We start from the raw sequence: 22,312 nt of genomic DNA, 5'->3' as shown, positions 1-22,312 counted from the left end.
TATATTTTAGATTTTCGGGAGCCACAGCGGAAGGAAATCATCCATAACTCTTAGTTCTTCACTCTTACCTCTTACTTATGAAAAAAGATTATTGGCAATTTTAGCTAAGAACTAAAAATCAATCTAAAAAGTTGTCTGCTGCTGCATCAAAATCATCTTCAGCCCTACTGTGTCCGCCAAGTGCCTCTCCATCCTCTAACTTTTGAAGATTTTCAAGTCCGCAGGCTATACCTTTGTTTCCATCAACATTGTAAGCATAAAATGTAATACTAGCTCTCCCATAGCAGCCGCTGTAAAATTCACTTTTATCTGTTATGGTTTGTACATTTTTATCCACTATTCCAGGCTTTGTACTGCTGTTTGCATTTATAAAATAGCTGTCTTTATATGCTTCTTCCTCTGCTCTATCAACATCCCCATCCCTAAGGGGCATTTTTAAGTTATCTGGTATACTGCCCCCTAATTTAGATATTCCCTCTTTTTTAGCAGATTCAATTGCTTCTTTCACTTTATTTATGGTAACTTTATCAGCTTTAGGTATGATTAAGCTTACTGAATATTTTGGGTCACCTCCATTAATGCTTTTAGGCTCCCACACATTTGCATAACTGAATCTTACTTTTCCCGTTATAACTTTCATAGATAGTTCCTCCTAATTTTTAAAATCTGCATATGTTCAAGCATTTCTAAATCGCCTCAGCCTCTTTTAAAAGTTCACCATATTTTTGCTTTGGAATATCTGATAATCTTTTACCACCAAATTTTTCTATAAGTGCTTTTACCTTCTGCTGTTTTCCAGCTTGTGAAAGCTTTGCAAGAAGTCCTCTTACTTCTTCTAAAGTTACTACCTTGTTTTTTTCTTTTGGTGCTTGTACTTCTTCAGGCTTTATCTGAGTTTGACCTTTTATTTCAGCTGCTGTTTTTATTTGTGCTAATGCTTCTGATAAAGCCAATAAGGAATTCATAATGTCTGGAGAATCAATCCTTACGTTTATATTAATATCCATATATACAACACCTCTTTCTTAATTTTTCTTTGTATAAAATAAAGTATCCATTGTTTCCTCTGGAAAAGTTCTAAGAAGTCCTTCTATAACTTTTCTACCAGCCCCTCTTTTGTTATTCATAACTCTACTTATTGTCCCCCTGGTAACACCTACTCTTATTGCCAGCTCATTTTGACTCCATAAATTTTTCTTTAGTTTTTCCTTTAAAACTTCATTTCTAACTTTCATATATGATTTGTCCTCCTTTTTGCCGTTGACTATATTTAGTTCTGTTTCTATTTATCAACCAGTGTCACCACTTAGCAACATACTTTATAAAAAAAATAGCTTATCTATTGGTTCATTAGGAAAAGCCCTAATTATACCAGCTATTAATTCTGCCCCTGCTCCCCTCTTTCCATTAACCCACCTACTTATTGTAGTCTTTGAAACTCCAGCCTTCATGGCAAATTTATTTTGTGACCAATTACTTTTATGAATGAGATCTATGATATATTTTTTATTAGGTTGCACTTTTTATCCCTCCATATTGTTTCCATTAGGTTACAATAAAATTGTACTAAATTGTGTAACCGTTTGTCAAATATATTGAAATATTTTCATTGCCAAATGGCAACACTTATTATATAATTAAATTTAGGAGGGATTGTCTATCATGAAATTTGGTGAATTTTTAAAAAATCTTAGAAAAGAAAAAGGACTGTCTCAAAGACAGCTTGCTGATCTTTGCAATATTAGCAATACAGAAATTTCACGTATAGAATCTGGAGAAAGACAAAAGCCATCTCCAAATATACTAAAGGCAATAGCACCCCACCTTGAAATAAGCTATGGTGAATTAATGACTAAAGCAGGTTATATTGAAGAAACAATCGATCATGAAAAATACACTGAGCTCATTTTTAGAACTGAAGACGGTGAATTTGCAGATACTCTAAAAATGGCAAAAAATATTCATAATAAAGATTCTGAACTTTTAACTATTATGAATAGAGTTACTTCTGAACTACCTAAGGAAGACATAACCGCCATAAAAGAATTTGCAAACTTTTATTTAAATAAAAACAAGAATAAATAAATTTATTCTTGTTTTTTCTTTACTTGGTAATAATTTCATATTATAATTAACTTACAGAACATTTGTTCTATTTTATGATGTGGAGGGATTATATGTGTCATTCTAGTAAAGACAGTTATTATACATTAGATAAAATACCCCAGCATAGGATTGAATATATTACTAAAAGGGTAAAAGACTTTATAAAAGATTTTGAATTAAAATATTGGCCCTTAGATTGTGTTAAACTTATATTAAAAATTCAGGAAGAGCAATGTCTACCTATTCATATAAAATCAATTCCAAACTTATCTAATAAAACAGATGCAGCAACAGTGTATTCAAGGGAATTGGACAATTTTTTAATAATTGTTAACAAAAATAAAATTCATTATCCTTTTGAAATGTCCAAGCATCGAAGACTTAATTTCACTTTAGCTCATGAAATAGCTCATATTTATCTAAAACATTATGAACTTCCAGATGAGTATAAAACAGAAGATGATTTATATATAGAGGAACTAGAAGCTGATGAATTTGCAGGTAGAATACTTATGCCTGAAAGTAAAATATCTACCTGCAATTTTACATCTTTAGAAAATGTGGCAGAACATTTTAATGTTTCAGAATGGGCTGTATTAAAAAGGTTAAGTAACCTTAAGTGTTCTCATTTAAGATTTTCTAAAACCTTTTTAGTTTGTGAAAACTGTGAAAATGCAGAAATAAATCCAAAGGATTTCTATTGTAAAATTTGTGGAATGTTTTTGAAAAATGGTACTAGGGGGGTAACTACTATGAAATATGATGACGGTTTTAAAATAAGTGAAAATACTATGAAAGTTTCTGTTTGCCCTAAATGCGCTAACAGTGTTATTGGGGAATCTGATGAATATTGCCCTATATGTGGACAATATTTATTTAACGAATGTACAAATGATTGCGGTGGCTGCCACACAACAGCTCCTGGTAATGCCAGGTATTGTCCTAAATGTGGAAACGTAACTACTTTTTATAATAGCAATTTACTGCATGACTGGGAGCCAACACGTGAAGCTCTACTAAATAAAATGGAATTTGAAGAAAACCTGAGTGGCACATCAAATACTGCTGAAGATATTAAGGATTGGGATACAATGGGATTTACATTATTCCTTGAAGGCTATACTTTATTAAGTACTCTTTTAGAAAATTCTACTGCAAAACAATGTGGTGAAACTCTTGTTGTATATGTTAAAGACACTTACATAAAAGATAGAATTTTAAATTGTAAAAATGTTGGAATTCTAACGTCAATGGCTAAGTCTCAATTTAAAATTGCAGTTAATGATATTAAAATCGCAGCACTTCAGGATTTTTATCCTGTTGCTCCAGAACCTGTTCCTATTGATGATGGCGATATTCCCTTTTAGTAAAAAAACAGCAGTTGGCTTAAAATTAAAGCTGCTGCTGCTTTGTGTTTAACTTTTCTATTTATCTGCAATAAATTTTCCAAAACCTAATATATCATTTATTTTAATCCCCTTCTAAATAAAACAGCATGTTTGTATATCTGTTAACATTATTGTATAGGAAGCAGTTTCCAATGCCAAGTATCTATGTTAATTTTTTTGAAACATTAAGACTTATTATTTTTTTATGTAAATTTCTAAAATATAATATTTTTAAACTTCCCTTCTTCAATCTGCGTGGAAGCTTTTCCATAAATTTCAGCTAATTTGCCCGCCTTAGGAAAAAAAACACAAACATCTTCATATAGTATTGGATCTAAAATATCAATATATTCTCTTGTCATATTTTCCATAATCTCCACATCATCATCACAAATTAAATCGTTTTCATTGAAATTCAATAAAGCAAGCTCATGTATTAGTTTTTTTTCATCATTCTTAACTAATTCATATTTTTCTCTATCTATCATGTCATTTAAGTTATGTATAATCATAGCAAGTATCTGATAATTAGGCTCTACCTCAAGATCTATACTATCATTTAAATATATTAATCCTTCCTTCTGTAAATTTTTTGCTGCACTTATAGTATCCTTAAGATTTTTATCCATCAAAAACACCCCCACTTACTAATATACACGTAAAATTTAGAAAGTGAAGTGGATTTTATGAAATTTTTTTCAAATTTGTATATATAATACAAGTTTTATATTTGGGATATTATCATATTTGAATCATAATTTTAGTAATATTAAGTATAATTTTTCTTGTCAATATAGAAGAATAAACGTATAATATAAATATAGATATTTCGAGTTGACTACAATATTGATATATGATATAATGTGTAATCGGCTTGAAAATATTGCAAGGGGAGGAATTTTTATGGAGAATGCAAGAGTTTTGGGGAATAACATTACTTTATTACTCAATCAAAAAGGTATCTCTAAAGAAGCATTTGCCAAGGCATTAGGATACTCTTGTTTTGATGTTCAAAAACTTTGTGATGCTAGGCTTTTAACTACAGAAGAGGATATAAAAGATATTGCTGATTATTTTAATGTAACTACTGATGAACTATTTACTTATAGAGATGATAATGCATATACAGGTGAGGGTTTTATGCATTGTATGGGCAAATTTAACCAACCAGAGAATAGAGAAAAAATACTTGATATATTCGATATGTATTGCAATATTAAAGAAGCATTGGCTGATTAGTATATATTTTAAATATCTAAAAATATGTAATATATTTTTAGGTATTTTTTTGTATGGAGAGGTGTAGTATATTGTTAAGCGAAAATATCATTAATGGTATTGAACAGCTAGTTCAAGAAATTAAACAAGAAAAAAATATAAAAAATGAAATTATTCGTGATGATGTATTTTCAATATTGCAAGCATTAGACTGTATAGTTTTGTACTACCCGCTAGAAGGTGAAGAAAATGATGGTTGTAGTGGTTGTCATATAGAAAAGCCTGTAAACGGTAAGATGGAGCAATTTGTGTTTATTAACACAAATAATACAAGAGAACGTCAAGCATTTACTGCAGCGCATGAGTTAGGACATATATTGAAAGTAGATAAAAGATTAAGAGAAAAATTTCCTGAGGAGGAATTTAAATGTGAAGTTGTAATAAATAGGTTTGCAGCTGAGCTACTAATGCCTAGAGAGTTATTTAAAGAGGCTATGGAGTTTAAATTAAAAGAAATGCATTATACTGGACCAACAATAAAAGCTTTGGATTTAGTAAAATTAATTGCTTATTTGATGAATTATTTCTTTGTACCTTTTAAATCGGTGGTTAGAAGACTTAATGAAATAGGTAGGTTGGATGAGAAATTTAACAAAAAAATCTTTACATACAAGGACAGCGATTACTTGAAAGAAATAATAAATGCAGAGCAGTATACAAGATTAAACATTATTACAAAATTAAAAAGCATGGATAACTTACAAGATCACCTCCTAGCGGCAGAAGAGAGCAAAGTAATTAATGAAACTCAAATAAATAATATAAGAAAAGAGTTTGAAATTAAACCAGTTGAAAAAACATGTGGAGATGAAGTTCTGTTTTGACGATGTGTGACCTGGCAGAGGATAAAAGAGAAGTTGTTATAGATACTGACTTTTTCATTAAATTTACAGAAAAAGATTCAACTGGTAAATTATTTATTAAAATTATGAATGAAATGAACGTTACTCCTGTAATGCATCATTATGTATATACAGAAGAATTAATGGGAAACTCGACTGCTAAACAACTAGTGGAAAGTGGTAGTATTAAAGTGTATAATCATTCTGATTTTTTAAATCAGAGTAATGAAGAACGCTACAAAGAAAATTTTAAAAAGGCATATAAAGCTTTTAATTATCAAGACTTTGCAGGGGATGTATTTACATACAGACATGATAAGGAGAGTCTTGGTGAAATTCGTTCATCTCTAATGGCTTTTCATATGGGAATTGGTATCTTTATGTCTGATGATGGTGGAGCTAAAAAATATGTAGTAAACCAATTAAGTAGTAGAAAACATAAAATATCAGTATACAATGTTTATGACACTCTAAAAAATATTGGAGAAAAACAGGTTAAATACCTATCATGGTCAGAGATAAAGGCAACTGCTAAATTTGCATTTGAAAAAATACCAGAAAAGCTTGAAGAAATAAACAATATTTGGCATAATACGGACAAGCAGTCTTAACAGGGCTAAATTTTATTTGTTGCTACTGTTCCCAAGCAAATGCGGGAAAGTGAATTTCTCACTTTCCCACTACCAAAAATCTAAATTTTTACACCTAAAATCTTCAATTGTTCATTAATCTCTGCTTCAAGTTCTGCAATTTCCTTATTATCTTGTTCTAACTGCTTATTTACTTCTTCCAAATCAATTGGAGCTTCTTCTTCAAAAGTATCAACATAACGTGGAATATTCAAGTTAAACTCATTTTCCTTGATTTCCTCGATTGATGCCACATGAGCATATTTATCAACATCTTTACGTTCTTTAAATGTATTGATGATTTTATCTATATTTTCATCATTTAAGTTATTTTGATTCTTACCCTTTTCAAAATCATTACTTGCATCAATGAATAATATATCTTTGGTTTTACGATTCTTCTTAAATACTAAAATTGTTGTTGGAATACTTGTTCCATAGAATAAGTTAGCTGGCAAACCAATCACCGTGTCAAGATAATTTTTTTCAATGAGAGTTTGACGAATTTTACCTTCTGCTGCACCACGAAATAACACACCGTGAGGCAAAACAATAGCCATTGTGCCAGTGTTGTTTAAATGATATATACTGTGCAATATAAAAGCATAATCCGCTTTTGAAGCTGGTGCTAATTTTCCATAATCGCTAAAACGTGGATCCTTTAATTTTGTTTCATCATTATCCCATTTTGCAGAATATGGTGGATTTGCAACTACTGCATCAAAGCTTCGTGGATGGTCAATCCCTTTCCCATCTGGTCCATCTGGCCAATCGCTTTCCAAAGTATCAGCGTTATTTAATACCATATTGTTATAAGATACATCATGCATCATTAAGTTCATACGAGCCAAGTTATAAGTTGTTGTATTCAACTCTTGACCAAAATACTTCATAGGAGTACCCTTAGGCAATTCTTGTCCAACAGTAAGTAGCAAGGAGCCTGAGCCCATTGTGGGGTCATATAAGTTGAAAAATTCATCTGATTTTTCTACACCGCTCGTAACTACTTTAGCTAAAATCTTACTTACTTGATGGGGTGTATAGAATTCTCCACCTTTTTTACCAGCACTTGCAGCAAATTGACCGATTAAATATTCATAGATTTCACCTAGAATATCTTTTCCATCATCTCCCTTGTATTCAATTCCATCAACTAACTTAACTATATTGTTAAGTGATTTTGCACGTTCATTTGTAGAACTTCCAAGGCGTGAATCTCCCAAGTTAATATCGTTGAATATACCGCGAAAATCTTTCACTGCTTCTTTATTTAATTCCGCATTTTTATTAAAGTTATCAAAAATAGTTTGATAGTCACTAGGAATAACTTGTGCATCATTAATTTTATTAATCAAAGACTCCCATGTATCATTTGGCGCAATTGCATACCCTAAACTTAATGAAATATCTTGTAAATAGTCATCTAAATCTGCACCTACCGCTTGTTTTAGGTAAGCATCATTGATAGATTCTCCCTTTTCAACATCAATAACATTGTTTCCCACCAAATACTTTTCTTGATGTTCTGAAAGATATCGATAAAACATAAATGCCAATATATAATTTTTATACTCTGACGCATCCATTGTGCCACGCAGTTCATTTGCCATGGCCCAAAGTTTACTTGTAATTGTTTGCAGATTATTACTCATTGTTTTTTATTTCCTTTCTCTTTTTAAATTATTTTACACAAACATCTGTTGTAGTAATGCTTTCTTTTGTTCTTGTAAGTGATTTAACTTACGCTGATGAAGGGTGATAAGGTGGTCTATCTGCCAAAATAAATCACCAATTAGTTTTTGTTCACCTATATCTAGTGGTATATTTAAAATTAATTTTCTTAAATCTTGAATTCCTACAGATTGTCTTGTAGAGCCATTACTTTGAGATGTAAATTGTTGTTGAAATAAAGGGGTGTTCATACATGAATATACATAATTTATTTCAATATCACTATGAAACTGAATTATTGACATAGTTGGCGAAACAGCATATTTTCCAATATCATTACGTAATCTTATAACTTTTCCAAGAGATGCAACTCTTCCAATTCCAATAGAGGTGTTTGCTAAATCATATCTTTTATGATGCTCATCATAGATTTTTTCATCAACTATTCTTGCTGTACCATAATTAATATTTCCAACTTCATCTACATCTCCAATACCTATAAATGGGATTCCTACAGTTTTTACTTCAGGTGCTCGGTGACTTGGATGCGGATCAATGACATCTGCAATATCTTCCAACTTACGCTGTTCCCAAGGGTCAGTAAATCCTGGAAAACGAAGTTCTGGAAAATCTTCACCATTTTTCGGGAACATTTTTTGCAACAAACTTTTCTTCTTATCTTGCAAGTCAATTAACTTACGCTGATGAAGGGTGATAAGGTTGTCTAGGTTCTTGAAAAAGACTCCTATTTGAGCCTGCTCATCTAGATTTGGAATCATTATTTTAGCATTTTTAATATTGTCTGAGTTTAAGGATTCAAAGGTCGAACCACAAGAGAGTTTTTTCCAATATCCTTCCCCATTCATTTTGACGAGACTCTGAAATATAAATTCGTTACCTTTTATTGCCGCAACGCCACGTCCGATAACCGCATTATAAGCCGTTTTTCCTATTTCACCAGCTGGAGCACGTACACTCATTATCAAATCTCCTGCCTCAGCTTTTTTTGTAACCTGGGACGTCCAAACTCTTGGAGTAACCCAACCGTTTTTCAAATCTGCATTTCCTTGAACGAGGATATAGTCACTCGGAGTATCTGAATATGTGCTACCGTCAGGCGATTGTCCCATAGTAATTGGAACCACATCACCAAGCTTACGCTGTTCCCAAGGGCCAGTAAATCCTGGAAATCTTAGCTTTGGTTTATTTTTGTTTTTTTCCATTTCTATCTCCTTTAATCTTTTCCGATTTCATTATAAAAATCAGAAATTATTTTTTGATTTTTATTAAACTCTTTATATCATTCTATTGCCTTTTCTTTAGCAGTGTTATTAGTAATACATTCCTGACCTTTTAAGATTTCATAACGATTGAATTTCAAAAATTCGTCAATACTTACCGCTAAACCTCCTATAGAGCCGTGATTAGTGGTATTTTTCAAAATGGAAACAACCACTTTCTGTGCATTTAATTCACCATTCTTAGCTTTCTACTAACCCATCAGCCAATTCATAAATGGCTTCACGCAAACCATTACGATACTTGATTTTAGACAAAGCTTGTATCTCTTCGTCATGTGCTAACGTCTTATAATCCACGCTTGCTTTTGCAATTATATCTCGAATTTGACCAGTATCATCTAAATCTTGTAGGCCATATTTATGACGACTAAATAATTCACGCATCTCTACACTTGTGATAATATCTGTAATTCCCCACTTCACTCGAAAATCTAAGAACATTCTATCAAGGCTGACATTGTTAGCCGCTTGAATAATTTGTTCACTATTTCTCAATTTTACTGGATATTTAAGATTAGAACCTTCTGGCGGAAAATGTCCTTTGATAATGGCAATTGCTGCATTCATAATCTTCGCAGCATAATTTCTGTCTTCCAACCCATTGGCAAATTGATTAATTTTCTCTTTCGTAACTTGAGCTTCCTTACTCTTTCCCTCATGCACCTGGTTTAATAATTGTTCCACCAATTCAGTTAAATAATCATAATCTATTTTCACATCCTTAACATGAGTCATTCTTAACTCAATTTGATAAAAAGGAATTTTCTTTTCTTTTGATATATGTTGTTTAAGCTCATTGGTTAAAACTGTAGTAAGCCTGATTTCCTCTTCACTTGTCATCCCTAATTTTTCAACTAACTCATCAGGATTTTCGTAATTGAAACCTATTGCATTTCCATCAACTTCTTCAGGTGAATATTGTTTTAATTTAGCCATACCAACATTATAATCACGCAGCAAATCAAGCATATATTCTTTTTGCTTCTCAGAAGGTGGTAATTGTTGAAACTCATTAGTTAAGCTACCTAATTTCTCAACAACTTCCTTAACTTCATTAAATATATCTTCAAAAGGTTTAGCTATAATACCATCCTTTTGGTTAGAATTACGTTGCTCATCTTCTGATAAAATTGCGGAATCCTTATTAGCATAAATTGCAAGGGCTTGATTCATCAGCTTCTCATTTTGAGCAGGCCAACGATAATTTACAATACGCCCCCAAGGTTTTTCTTGCATATCAGCAATACGATTTGTCCTTGAATAGGCTTGAATAAGTCCAGCCCCTTTAAGTGTTCTATCTACATAAAGGGTATTAAGTTCTGGTGCATCAAATCCAGTCAAAAGTTGATCTATTACAATCACAATATCTAAGAACTTCTTGTCTTTAGCAGTTTTGTCCAAACGACTAGTAACATCTTGTGTATATCCAGCTACATCATCCATGCCAAAGCTTGTACCAAATTCTTTGTTATATGCTTTAATGGCATCATGTAAGCCTTGATTAGTGTCAAGCATACTATCATTATTAGATGAGTTTTGGCTAAACGTAACTGCCACTTTTAATGTTTGTCCACCATTCTTCTTATTTTCATCATTTACCCGCCTAAATTCATTAAAATACATCATTGCCATTGGAGTACTAGCTTTTCCACCACCAACATGAGTGGTAAAAAGTGCATTATACTTACCTTCGTTTGAACGATTTCGCCAGTTCTTGAAAATATCTTCAACTACCAACTTGATATGATCTAGATTTTCATCATAAAAACTTGGTTCAACTGCATCATCCATATCCTCTCGACTCAAATTATTGATCTTTTCTATAATTTTCTCTTCAGACCACTTTGGATAACGTTCTCTATAGAAATTTGGTAGATATTTTGATTTCATTTGCTCTTCATCAATTGTTGTTTCAAAATCAACTTTAAAGCCTAAAACATTTCTATCTGCTATTGCTTCACGAATGGTATAAGCGTGTAACAATGGTCCAAAAATATCTTCAGTCCGTAAGCCATTAGTTGTTTCATCAAACATTGGTGTTCCTGTATAACCAACCCAAGCAGAATTCTTAAAAGCTTTTTGTATCTTTTCAAAATTTTCACTACCAGTTGAACGGTGTGCCTCATCCACGATAAATACAATATTTTTATCAGGTGCTTTAAAAGATTTGCGTTTCACTAAGGTATCAAGCTTTTGAACAGAAGTAACAATGATATTATTATCCTTACTTTTTAGTTTCCGACTCAAGTCAGTAGTATTATTAGTATTTTCAACACTACCAATCACATCTTCACTTGCATCTGGATCATATGCATTATATTTTTCATTTGTTTGCTTTGTTAAAGCAATTCTATCTACAACGAAGACAACTTTATCAATTTTCGGCATACGGCTTGCAAGCCAAGCTGTTTTGAAACTAGTTATAGTTTTACCAGAACCAGTGGTATGCCAAATATAACCTACTTTATTTGTGCCCAGTTCAAAATCAACTCGTTTTAAACTTTCAATTACATTCTGAGTAGCATATACTTGATATGGACGCATTACCTTTAACATTTGATTATTTTTTGTGCCATCCAAAATCATATAATTAGTAGCCATCTGATGTGCCATTGGAATACTTAACATTGAATCAGCAAACTCTTTCCAATTACGCACAATGGTATTATCACTTTTACGCTGCCAGTTAAAAGCAAAATCTTTATTGAACTTATCCGGCGTAGTATTCGCCATATACTTCACGTTATTTGGTGTAATTGCCACCAATATTTGTAGAGTGGAAAAAATATCACGATATTGGTTTTCTTCGGAATATTGATGCATTTGATTTAGTGCTTCATTGACATCATGTGTATCACGTTTTTCTTCAATTTGTATGATAGGTAAACCATTAATAAGAAGTGTTGTATCAAAACGACGATTTTGTTTCCCTGTTATAACTGCAGGGCGTTCAATTTGATTAACTACTTGATATACTGTATCTCCAGCACCAATTTGTTTTTGATCAAAAACCGTTAAAAACACGTGACGACCATCATCTAAATCAATTTCGATTTGGGATACTCCATTAAGTCCATATAAAAATTGTCCAGCTTCATATGGGGTTTGAATATCAGATATAATCTTTTTAACTTGATTAAATTCCACAGTACTTAGTGGATGATCAAGTGTATTTTGATTGTGCCTCTCAAGAATCTCTTTAAAGTTATCCCAAAGCTTTTCTGTAGTTTTAATTTTTGGTTCATACTTCCACAACTTTGTTTTTACAACATAATCAGCAGATTTTTCACTAACCATAAAGTCGCTGATTCCTTCTAGGTGTTCAGGTTTAGTTATGGTTCCACTGGTAATATATTGTATTAACTCAGTTTCAAATTGCTCTTCATTCATTTCTCACTTGCCTCCTCTAACTTGGACAATCTGATTTTTGTTTCAAGTTCTGCTGCTCTATTTCTAAGGGCTTGCAGCCTTAACTGATTAAAATAGACTTGTCCTATAATTTTTTGCTTATCTATGGAAGGTATTTTCGGTATTTCAAGCTCTTTAAGTTGCTTTAGAGTATATTTTAAAACTTGCGAACCTTGCAGTCCAAGCACAAACTGTTTCTTGATTGTTTTGTTTTCATTAATGATATAAACCAAAAACTTTGAATCAATGTTATTGCTAGGTAATAACTTAACATAGTTTTGTGTATAAAGATATCCCTCGTGCTCTTTTCTTACTATGGTTGCAATTCCTGTGATTAAACTAAACACCACATCACCATGGCATAAGGTATTTACTTTATCATTAGTTCTGACTTGTTTATTGTCCACATTCTTTGAAATAATACCCACCAAATCATCTGTTAAATCTGTTTGACTATAATAAGTAAAAAGTGGTGTTTTCTCATCAAACACTTCAGTAATTCTAAACTGGGGCGATCCACTTACTAATTCAACTAATTCATTTAACTTTTCCATAAAATATTGTGCCTTTCTAAAATTACTTTATTTACCACGATGTAATCATATCATAAAAGGAATTTTATCGCAAGCATCAAAAAGTGTAATTTTAAAAAATTACACTTTTAATAGTTGCAATAAACATCTACTACATACTCCATGTTCATGAATATGTTATAAAAGTTGAAAGTGGCTAATATACTTGACTCTGTTTATTTTGTTGATATTAACTTTTCTTACCCTTATTGTTATTTTTTCACTTATGCTTTGTTTATTTTTTAACTTTGATGTATTATTAGTTCTTAATTTTAAAGTCCTTATTTATTAAATTTGCAAAAATATCTGTTAGACTCTCGTAATTCTTACTATAATTTTCTGATAAATATAGCAATTCTAAGTTGATCAATTTATTTAAAGTACTAAAATTGTTTATATTATTCTTTCTTAACCCTAGCTTTCTCAATTTTTTTAGATTCTCTAGAGGAGTAATATCAGAAATATTATTATCAGTTAAATCTAATATTTCTAATTTTTCTAAATACCTTAATCTATGTATATTTTTAATATTGTTGTTTCGCAATTTTAATACTTTTAGATTTGTAAGAAATTGAATTCCTTCTAAGTTATTAATATTTTCGCCTTCTGCAACTAATATTTCAACTTTTTTATAATTATCAAATGGAATTATTCCAAATTCTTCATCTAGGGTTTTTCTAATAGCTTTATCTAATTGAGGATCAATAAAAATAATAAGTTTATCATATAAACATTGCAATTTTAATTTATCATTAAATTCTTCTATAGGCGAATAATTCTTAATATCATTGTTTGATATACCTATATCCTTTAAATTCTTTAAGTTTCGTATAACTGTAATATCATCTATTTTATTATCATCCAATCCTAGACTCTCTATCAATGGCATTTGTTTTAAAACATTGATGTCACATATTTCATTTCCTGATAAATATAGACCCTTTATTTTTATTAATTTTTCTAATGCACTAATATCTTTTATCCTATTACTTGTAAGACCTAATTCTTCTATATTATTCAAATAACTCAATGAACTTATATCTTCTATATTATTAAATCCTAAATCTAAATCTTTGATTTTTACTAACTCGCTTAGACAATCAATGTTTTCAATTTCATTTTCACTTAAAAACAACTTTTCTAATTTTATTAATTTAGTTAACGGTTCTATTTCACTTATCTTATTACATTCTAAGCATAAGTATCTTAAATTATTAAGGTACTCAATGCCTTCTATATTATGTATAATGTTATCTCCATATCCAGAATGACATAATTTTGTAATGTTTTCTACATCACCTCTATATATATTTCCTTCTTTCTTCTTTATCTCTTCTCTTACAATTCTCTCTAATGTTCTATCTTTAAATTGAATAATTTCAGTTCTACGTTCATTTTCTTCTACAATTATATTGTTATTAGTGTTTTTCTTGTTCTTTAATTGGCTTTCTTTAAATTGATTAAATTCACTTTTAAGATCTAGAATCTCTTTTAATAACTTACTAATTTCTGTATCGTTATTATCAGAAATCTCACTATTTTTTTTATAATCATTAATTTTTTGTTGATTAATATCGATATCATTTAGATGGTTGAACTCCTTACCATTTGCTAAACTTAACAATACATCACTAATGCAAGAATCAAATTTAAGAATATAATCTAAAAACTCTTCTTCGTCTTTAATAGTTAAAATTTTGACTTCTTGGTCATGGTTTAATCCTAGTCTTTCTATATCCTTAATAGTAATACCTTGTTTTTCCAGTATGGATTTTTTTGAATTGTCTTTTTCAATGGCAATTCTTTCACTATCTTCTATTTGAATCAATGCGCTCTCTTTATTCATAAAAATTTTCTTTTCTGATATCCAGTTAGCATCTTTTCTGTTTGACCAATCATATGCATCTTCATGACACCCTACATATACAGGAATATATTCATTATTATTTTTATATAATATTAATCTTAAATCCTTGCTTAATGACAAACTCCACAGATTTCTATTTTTACATTTCTCATCTAACTGATGTAATCTAGCCCCATTTCGATTTAGCTCATATTCATTATTTATGTATTTTTTCAAAGTCAATTTCTGAGATTTTTTATCTAATTTATATAAACTTTCTAAAAATTCTATAGTTATCTCCATACTAGCACCTCATGCATATTTTACTATAATACTCATAAAATTTATATAATTACTTAAATTTATTCTTAGATTCACTAATTAGTTCAATAAATACTTAATAAATATCTATAAGCAAGCTCAACCTTTCAGGTTTCACAACCACCCATGGGGCCAATGTCATAAACCTAAGCTTGAATAAAATGGAAAAATAAATAATAAATATTTAGAAACTATGATTTTAAAGAAGGAATTAAAACATCAAATCATGTTATAACTGATATAAAGTTTTTATATAAATTTAGGCTTAAAGAAACTTACTTCACACGAATGGGAGGAAGCAAATTGAAATTCACTAACATAATATTATTCATACTAAATTTTGTAAAAAAAAGCTTGCAAATTGAATTAGATGACTTTTTTAATTAGCAAGCTCAACCTTTTAGGTTTCGCAACCACCCCTGGGGTCGTTACAAAAATTGGAAGTTTTTTTGTTTACTAAATACTCTGAATAATCTATTTGTCAAGGAGTTGTTTGATTATATTCTTTTAAGTTGTTCAATTAATCGTTTCGCCGAATCACTTATTGTTGCTCCTTCATAAGTAACCTCCAATTGATCCGGAAAATTTTCTTGATATATTTTTAGCTTTTGGGTCCATCTTTTATCGTACTTTTCTGTGCCTATCATACCTAAATGTTCCCAGTACTTCTCTCTTCCGTTTGATAAAGTTATAGTAAAATCAGGTACAATTTTACCACTTCGATAGAAAAGTTTCTTTTCATATTCATATTCTATTCCATTCTCATATAATAAATTTGCAATAATAACTTCTGATTTTGATCTTACCTTATCACCTTTTAATGTAGAATATATACGACCTAATTTAAATTTTGGTACACCTAGATATTTCCCAATTTCTTGATGTAACTGTATTGATGAATTATCTTCATCTAGTAGGTACACAAAATAGTCTAGCAACTTATGTTTATATTGCTTTTTCTCTTCTATATATTCCTTTAATTGTTCAGCCTTTTCATCCGATATATTCTTACATTTACTTTCAACTATTAAACATTTAGGAAAACCTTTCTGTAACGTAACTTTTTCTTGTAATACTGCTAAGTAAATAAGATTAGTAATATATTGAGGATCTAATCCAGTTTTCTTTATAGTAGTTATAATCCCCTTGGTTTTAGTAGCATTAAATATATCTTCTAATTCTTGTAATTTAATATCTGAGAGCATTTTTAGGTTTGAAACTCCCTTACATCTGATAGATAATAAATCATTATCTAAGAAATATGGAAGACATTTTTGTATCGTTTCATCTTCAAAATATTGTAATGTCTTTAAACCAATTTTATTACTTGTAATTTTATTATAGCATTCTTTCAACTCTTCTATATTGGGAAATGACCTATCAATAAAGTGGGTCTTCTTTACTTGAATATTTTTATTAGTATAAAGTACATATGCATTGGCAGCAGGTATATCACGTGCTCCTCTACCAATTTCTTGATAATATTGTTCTACAGATTCAGGTATCATAAAATGAATTACAACTTTTATATCTGGTATATCTATTCCCATACCAAAAGCATTAGTTGCAAAAATAACATCTATATCGTTATTCTTATACCTATTTATTATCTCTTGTCTGTCTTTTGAAGACATATCGCCATGGAATCCAGTTGCTTTAAAACCTCTTTCAAGAGCATCTTTAGTTAAATTTTCTACTCCTCTTTGGTGATATTTTCTATATAAATAAACCAAGATTTTTTCATTTTTATGTATATTTAAAAGTTCCCAAAACTTATCTTCTTTTTCTTTTTCATTTTCAAATTTCAAAACCTTTAGTGCTATTTCAGATCTAATCAATGCATCATCCTTTATTACATTATCTTTGTCTATTCTAAAGTCATTACATATATCTGTTATTTCTTTAGAATTTAATGTTGCAGTTAATCCTAATGTAATAGGAACTGATTCCGAATGTTTATATACTGAATCTAAAAACTCAGGTATCCTCTTATAAAAAGGACGAAAACTAAATCCCCATTGACTAACACAATGCACTTCGTCAATAGCTATTAATTTTATCTCATCTTTTCTTAATCTAATACAATACTCAAAAAATCCGTCTGTTGAAATTCTTTCTGGACTAACAAAAATAAAATCAGGATTCACTTCCCCATTGCTGAACTTCTTTAATATATTTACTTGCTTATTAGCACTTATTTCTCCATGTATGGTTAAAACCTCATATCCTTGTTCTCTAATCTTTTCAGTTTGTTCATCAATTAGGGCAATTAATGGTGAGATTACAATAGTGATTCCTTGTAAAGATAGTCCAGAAAGCCAATATATCAATGACTTACCTCCACCTGTTGGCATGATGCATAAAGTATTATTTCCTTCTAATACATTAGTAACTACAGATTTCTGAAAGTCCTTTAATGAGCACCCTTTTAATAAGAATTCATTTGCAAGATTAGGAAAATATTTATTGAATAAACCATCTACATTAATAATACCCATGACTTTCCTCCTTTACTTGACTTTTAAGAAAGTCAATCTCTTCTCCATGTTCTTGTGCAACAAATGATAAAAAATCATCAACAATTACATAGCGATAATTTGTGTCAATGTACACACCACATCTTTTGGCTTCCTTTTTTAGAAGTAAATAAATATTGTAAGCATAAAAGGAAAATAAGTCATAGGGATAAAAGAAGTTCTGCTGAGTTGTACTTTTATCTATGTTTATATTTAGAAATTCTGAATCCTCAGCACAGTTAAATGTCTTCTTATTAGTTAAATACCAAAATGCCCATATTGCCTCTCTTCCCCGATTAGGGAATACTGATGGGTTAAATTTGTAGAGCAAGTGACTTTTTATTCCTCCACCAATAACCCCATATACTATATATTCTTCTTCATCTAATGGCGATAAACCTAATTCTTCTAATGAAGTTAATTCCTCATATTCTTCTTCATCGTATATATCATCTAAGTATTCATTAGCAAAGGTTGTTAGATTACTAATTACTTCAAGCAATTCGTTAGGATTAGATAATCTAAAATTAGTCCTATATTTATCTAACTCTTTTGCTTTTTTATTTTGTAATGTGAGTCTGATAATTGGACATTCATTCTTTAATACAGTATTTTTAAAATTTGAAGGATCATCTTCATATTCTTCTAGGTATTCATCATCTAGAATCTCCAGATACTTATCTCTATCTTTCTCAAAAGCATTAATACTTGCTTTAATGATACTTTTAAGAACCTTCGATTTATCAACTTTTCTTTTTGTTATTCTAATATTAGTAGCCCCTAATTCATTTGTAATTTCACTGAAAGTATCCTCTGTGATTTTAATACCAGCTTCTGTTTCAATAAACTTTTCAAAGTAATCATTAAAATTAGCTTTAATTTCAGCTAGTACTTGTTGGATATGATTTTCATCGTAGCATATATCCTCAATGTTATTTGGATAATACATATATCTTCCCCCACTCTTAAAGATTTTGTAAAATAAGTTTCATTCCATTTTAACTTATATTTTTATCTATATATTTCTTCATAAGCTTAATAAACATCTTCCAATATGGCACGTATTCATTGCCATGATTCTTACTAATTAAATATCAAAACTAAGTATTAATTTTTAATATTATTCGAAACAAATTATAGCATTATCTGCCATATCATTCAATTCAACTTAAAAGAACAAATCAAAGTGAACTTCACCCCAACCGGCATATTAATAATTTATTCAATTACAACTTCTATCTCCGTTCCATCAAGCAAGCTTACAATAATCTTTTCTCCTTCAAACACAGTCAGCTTCTCAATTAGCTTCAAAAATAAATTCACATCAAATTTCTTTATTGCTTCTGCTTTTTCAATAATTTTTATAAACTGATTTGACTTATACCTTACTAAAACATCCTCATTCTTTAGTCCGTCCTTCCACTTCTCCATAAAATAATCCTTATTTTCAATAATAACATTGAAGGTATTTATAAAAGTCTGGTATAAAACCCTATCATCAATATGTTTATTTTGGAAGCCTTTCTCTCCTTTTACTTTATACCTATTGCTACACATCCAAACTTTTCTTTTAAGATTTTCATTTGTGGAATGCCATGTTTTCCTTCCAGATGGACTTTCGCAGCCCCCCCTAGATTCGTTACAAAAACTGGAAGTTTTTTTGTTTGCTAAAAGTTAATCTTAAAAGCAAATATAAGAATCCTAATTTATATTGCATAAGGCGTGGAAATTGTAAATTGACTTGCAAAGAAGAAGCAAAATGGTGTAAATTTTACATAGATATAATAATTTAGATAGAGAATGTATTAAAAATTACCAAAAATGTTTTGACAGGGATGTTATAGATAAAACTATGAAAAATTTAACTGAAGTAGCTGGAGGATTAATATGCCTAATCTTTATACACGAAATTTAGAAATTGTACATAAAGCTAAGGAAGGTAAAACATGTGCAGAATTAGCTAAAGAATATAATATATATTATTCAACAATTACTCGCATAATTAAAAAGCATAAAGAATTTGAGGCTTATTGCAATGAGATGGAAACTTTAAAAGCTAAAAATAAAATAAATGAAGAAACGAAGTTATATGATTTATCTAAGCTATTAAAGTTTGATACTAGAAGTATTAATGCTTTAGTTTATAAAAATATTAAAAGTATAAACTACTTAAATTGCTTTTATACAAAAGATTAAGGCATTACAACTTATATTGCAATACCTTAATTTAGTATGTACAAGGATTATAATCACATATAAAAGTATCTTTGACATCATTTTATAAAATCACTATAAAGTAAGTAACTACTTTAATAGCTTTATCTTAATAAATCACTTTCAATATAATTTAAATTTTTTCTGAGTACAGATGCTATATTCCAACTAATCTCTCCATTTTCAAATAACGATTGTATAACATTCCTTTCTAATTGCATTGCCTTAATATCAGCTTTTTTCTTTTCATATTTATTTATTTTTGCTAATCTAAGCCTATTTGATATCAAATATACCCCTTGATAATATAAAATTATTTCCTTAAGCGTTTCTTCATTTTCAGATGTAATATTAGATTTAGCATATTCTATTATGTATTCAGCATTAGTGGAATGAAGTTCTTTGAGTGCTATATCCCTTAAATGCTGCTTACTTTTCTTTTTGTTTTGCATTTCTCTTAATATATCCCTAATTCTCCTTATATTAAGTATATATAGAGAGATTCTTTCCAATGTTTCTTTTACTAATAGTGAAAAGCCTTCTACAGATGATATTAATTTTATTTTATTTCTAACTTCTTTTTCATAAGCATGTGCAGTTGACTCCTCTATTTTTTCTTCCTTTAATAATTTTTTAGTATTTTCAATTTCCTTTTTATAGCATAAGATCATCCACTTCTTATATTCTTTGCTACTTCTATTCCAGTTCTTATAATAAGAATTTCCATGTTTTAATTGATTAATACGATACCTATATTCATTTATGGTAAAATGAATATATTTTTTGTTATCAATTTCTAATTTTAATTTATTTATAGTATCAATCCAAACCTTTATTTGTGCTTTATTCAAGGCTTCGGACCAATTTATGTCTTCAGTTTTATCTTTTTTAGCAAATATAGGCAATATAAAAGTTGCAATAAGAAGAGTAGCTAAAATTACTCCAACAGCCAAAAATAAAATAATTGTTCTTTGTGGAAACTCTTCTCCATTATCCAATATTAAAGGAATTGAAAGAACTGTAGCTAATGTAACTCCTCCTCTTACTCCTGAAAGTGAAGTTAAAAGGGCAGCATGAAACTTAAACTTATCTTCTTTCACATCACATTTCTCTCCCCCAAATTTATACATAAATATAACCCACAAAAATCTAATTACAAGTAAAGCCAATGTTATTAATAAAACATCTATAATAGCCATCATGTTATTTATTGAAGTTTCTTTAAACGCAGTTTTAATTATATTAGGTAATTGTAATCCAACTATTATAAATATAAATCCATTTAGAATATATACTATAACAGACCATGTATTGGATGATACTGCATTTAATTTTGCATTTTTGGTTCTTAATCTTTTAGATGATAATGAAAATACCATTCCAGCCACAACAACAGCTAATATACCTGAAACTTTAAATACTTCTTCCGATATAATATATATTATATATGGAGTTAGAATTTGAAGTAAAATTTCAACTGTAGAGTCTTCCATTCCAAGATTTTTTATCCATCGTTCAAAGTTAATTAGAATGTGTTCTAAAACTAGTCCAGCAATAATTCCTCCAATAGACACCATTAAAAAATTAGTAGTTGCATTAAACAATGAAAATGTTCCAGTTACTGCTGCTGCTAATGCAAATTTAAAACATACAAGTCCTGATGCATCATTCATAAGACCTTCACCTTCTATAAGATGTATTATCCTCTTTGGAAGCGAAATCTTTTTTGAAAGTCCACTTACGGCAACATAATCCGTTGGTGATAAAGCTGCTGCAAGTGCAAATGCTGCTGGTAATGAAATAGCTGGTATTAACTGATTTATAAGTAATCCAACTAATATTACTGTTACAGCAACTAAAGCTAATGCCATCAAAAGTATATTTTTCTTTTGTTTCCATAATGACCTTTTATCTGCTTTTTTCCCATCGCAGAAAAGAAGCGGAGCAATGAACATTACTAAGAATGTATGTGGATCAAGCTGAATTTTGAATTCAGAATATATTATTGAAATTAATGCTCCCATTGCAATTTGTATGATGGGCACTGATAAGAATGGTATAAACCTACTTATTATATTTGAGCATAAAATACATATTAATAGTATTAAAATATATGTAAACATATTACCCCCTCTTCTTATGTAACTTGATTATTAGATCTAAATATTATGTTGTAATTATAACATAATATTTAATTTTCCTATTTAATTGGTATATTTT

At 29.8% G+C, this 22,312-nt stretch carries 21 protein-coding genes; 6 read left to right on the top strand and 15 right to left on the bottom strand.

Translation table 11 applies throughout. The annotated features are described in order from the left end of the window. Positions 1-118: 118 nt before the first annotated feature. The 4 genes from Ccar_RS24355 to Ccar_RS24340 all read right to left on the bottom strand — a co-directional run bounded on the left by Ccar_RS24355 (position 119) and on the right by Ccar_RS24340 (position 1,520). Positions 119-640: a DUF2815 family protein gene (locus tag Ccar_RS24355; RefSeq protein WP_007061566.1), complete on the bottom strand. Its 522-nt coding sequence runs from the start codon at positions 638-640 to the stop codon at positions 119-121. Positions 641-686: 46 nt separating this feature from the next. Continuing rightward, on the bottom strand, positions 687-1,007 hold the full coding sequence (locus Ccar_RS24350; protein WP_007061567.1) for a hypothetical protein: 321 nt from the start codon (positions 1,005-1,007) through the stop codon (positions 687-689). A gap of 18 nt (positions 1,008-1,025) precedes the next feature. After that, positions 1,026-1,235: a helix-turn-helix domain-containing protein gene (locus Ccar_RS24345; RefSeq protein ID WP_007061568.1), complete on the bottom strand. Its 210-nt coding sequence runs from the start codon at positions 1,233-1,235 to the stop codon at positions 1,026-1,028. Between the two features lie 84 nt (positions 1,236-1,319). After that, positions 1,320-1,520 (bottom strand): helix-turn-helix domain-containing protein, encoded by a 201-nt coding sequence (locus tag Ccar_RS24340; protein ID WP_007061569.1) that lies wholly within the window; start codon positions 1,518-1,520, stop codon positions 1,320-1,322. Positions 1,521-1,662: 142 nt separating this feature from the next. Between Ccar_RS24340 and Ccar_RS24335 the strand changes: the two genes are divergently transcribed. Next, the gene (locus tag Ccar_RS24335) at positions 1,663-2,085 is read left to right on the top strand and encodes a helix-turn-helix domain-containing protein (protein ID WP_007061570.1); all 423 of its coding nucleotides are present in this window, start codon (positions 1,663-1,665) and stop codon (positions 2,083-2,085) included. A gap of 92 nt (positions 2,086-2,177) precedes the next feature. Next, complete coding sequence (locus Ccar_RS24330; protein WP_007061571.1) at positions 2,178-3,473, top strand: ImmA/IrrE family metallo-endopeptidase; 1,296 nt, start codon at positions 2,178-2,180, stop codon at positions 3,471-3,473. A 236-nt stretch (positions 3,474-3,709) separates the two neighbouring features. Here Ccar_RS24330 and Ccar_RS24325 read toward each other — a convergent pair whose 3' ends face one another. Next, positions 3,710-4,123, bottom strand: a complete 414-nt coding sequence (locus tag Ccar_RS24325) for a hypothetical protein (protein ID WP_007061572.1) — start codon at positions 4,121-4,123, stop codon at positions 3,710-3,712. Between the two features lie 274 nt (positions 4,124-4,397). Here Ccar_RS24325 and Ccar_RS24320 point away from each other — a divergent pair, with 274 nt between their 5' ends. From Ccar_RS24320 to Ccar_RS24310, 3 genes are all read left to right on the top strand, one after another. Next, entirely contained in the window at positions 4,398-4,733 is a 336-nt protein-coding gene (locus tag Ccar_RS24320; protein ID WP_007061573.1) for a helix-turn-helix transcriptional regulator, read from the top strand. Positions 4,734-4,804: 71 nt separating this feature from the next. Beyond that, a complete protein-coding gene (locus Ccar_RS24315; RefSeq protein ID WP_007061574.1) occupies positions 4,805-5,596 on the top strand; it encodes an ImmA/IrrE family metallo-endopeptidase in 792 nt (263 codons plus the stop codon). 2 nt (positions 5,597-5,598) lie between these two features. Beyond that, positions 5,599-6,225 (top strand): hypothetical protein, encoded by a 627-nt coding sequence (locus Ccar_RS24310; protein WP_007065066.1) that lies wholly within the window; start codon positions 5,599-5,601, stop codon positions 6,223-6,225. Positions 6,226-6,305: 80 nt separating this feature from the next. Here Ccar_RS24310 and Ccar_RS24305 read toward each other — a convergent pair whose 3' ends face one another. The 9 genes from Ccar_RS24305 to Ccar_RS27520 all read right to left on the bottom strand — a co-directional run bounded on the left by Ccar_RS24305 (position 6,306) and on the right by Ccar_RS27520 (position 19,309). After that, positions 6,306-7,895 carry a type I restriction-modification system subunit M gene (locus tag Ccar_RS24305; protein ID WP_007065067.1) on the bottom strand — a complete coding sequence of 530 codons (1,590 nt, stop codon included), beginning with the start codon at positions 7,893-7,895 and terminating at the stop codon, positions 6,306-6,308. A 33-nt stretch (positions 7,896-7,928) separates the two neighbouring features. Beyond that, positions 7,929-9,137 (bottom strand): restriction endonuclease subunit S, encoded by a 1,209-nt coding sequence (locus tag Ccar_RS24300; protein WP_007061578.1) that lies wholly within the window; start codon positions 9,135-9,137, stop codon positions 7,929-7,931. A 77-nt stretch (positions 9,138-9,214) separates the two neighbouring features. Further along, a complete protein-coding gene (locus Ccar_RS26940) occupies positions 9,215-9,355 on the bottom strand; it encodes a hypothetical protein (RefSeq protein WP_007065068.1) in 141 nt (46 codons plus the stop codon). A 40-nt stretch (positions 9,356-9,395) separates the two neighbouring features. Beyond that, positions 9,396-12,605, bottom strand: coding sequence for a type I restriction endonuclease subunit R (locus Ccar_RS24295; RefSeq protein ID WP_007061579.1), 3,210 nt, complete (start codon positions 12,603-12,605; stop codon positions 9,396-9,398). Beyond that, positions 12,602-13,177, bottom strand: coding sequence for a restriction endonuclease subunit S (locus Ccar_RS24290; protein WP_007061580.1), 576 nt, complete (start codon positions 13,175-13,177; stop codon positions 12,602-12,604). Before Ccar_RS24290 ends, Ccar_RS24295 begins: the two co-directional genes overlap by 4 nt. Positions 13,178-13,454: 277 nt before the next feature. After that, positions 13,455-15,344 (bottom strand): leucine-rich repeat domain-containing protein, encoded by a 1,890-nt coding sequence (locus tag Ccar_RS24285; protein WP_048030466.1) that lies wholly within the window; start codon positions 15,342-15,344, stop codon positions 13,455-13,457. A 515-nt stretch (positions 15,345-15,859) separates the two neighbouring features. Beyond that, positions 15,860-17,860: a RecQ family ATP-dependent DNA helicase gene (locus tag Ccar_RS24280; protein WP_007063953.1), complete on the bottom strand. Its 2,001-nt coding sequence runs from the start codon at positions 17,858-17,860 to the stop codon at positions 15,860-15,862. Continuing rightward, complete coding sequence (locus Ccar_RS24275) at positions 17,847-18,827, bottom strand: hypothetical protein (protein ID WP_007063954.1); 981 nt, start codon at positions 18,825-18,827, stop codon at positions 17,847-17,849. Before Ccar_RS24275 ends, Ccar_RS24280 begins: the two co-directional genes overlap by 14 nt. A 269-nt stretch (positions 18,828-19,096) precedes the next feature. Then, positions 19,097-19,309 carry a hypothetical protein gene (locus Ccar_RS27520; protein WP_237737368.1) on the bottom strand — a complete coding sequence of 71 codons (213 nt, stop codon included), beginning with the start codon at positions 19,307-19,309 and terminating at the stop codon, positions 19,097-19,099. Positions 19,310-19,765: 456 nt separating this feature from the next. Here Ccar_RS27520 and Ccar_RS24265 point away from each other — a divergent pair, with 456 nt between their 5' ends. Then, positions 19,766-20,074 carry a helix-turn-helix domain-containing protein gene (locus tag Ccar_RS24265; RefSeq protein ID WP_007063956.1) on the top strand — a complete coding sequence of 103 codons (309 nt, stop codon included), beginning with the start codon at positions 19,766-19,768 and terminating at the stop codon, positions 20,072-20,074. A 122-nt stretch (positions 20,075-20,196) separates the two neighbouring features. Here the strand turns inward: Ccar_RS24265 and Ccar_RS24260 are convergent, their stop codons facing one another. Then, the gene (locus Ccar_RS24260) at positions 20,197-22,215 is read right to left on the bottom strand and encodes a Na+/H+ antiporter (protein ID WP_007063957.1); all 2,019 of its coding nucleotides are present in this window, start codon (positions 22,213-22,215) and stop codon (positions 20,197-20,199) included. Between the last annotated feature and the right edge of the window lie 97 nt (positions 22,216-22,312).

The organism is Clostridium carboxidivorans P7, from assembly GCF_001038625.1.
GTDB classification, from domain to species: Bacteria; Bacillota; Clostridia; order Clostridiales; family Clostridiaceae; genus Clostridium_AM; species Clostridium_AM carboxidivorans.
The sequence above is the reverse complement of the archived record's forward strand: the minus strand, read 5'-3'. Positions and strand labels throughout refer to the sequence as shown.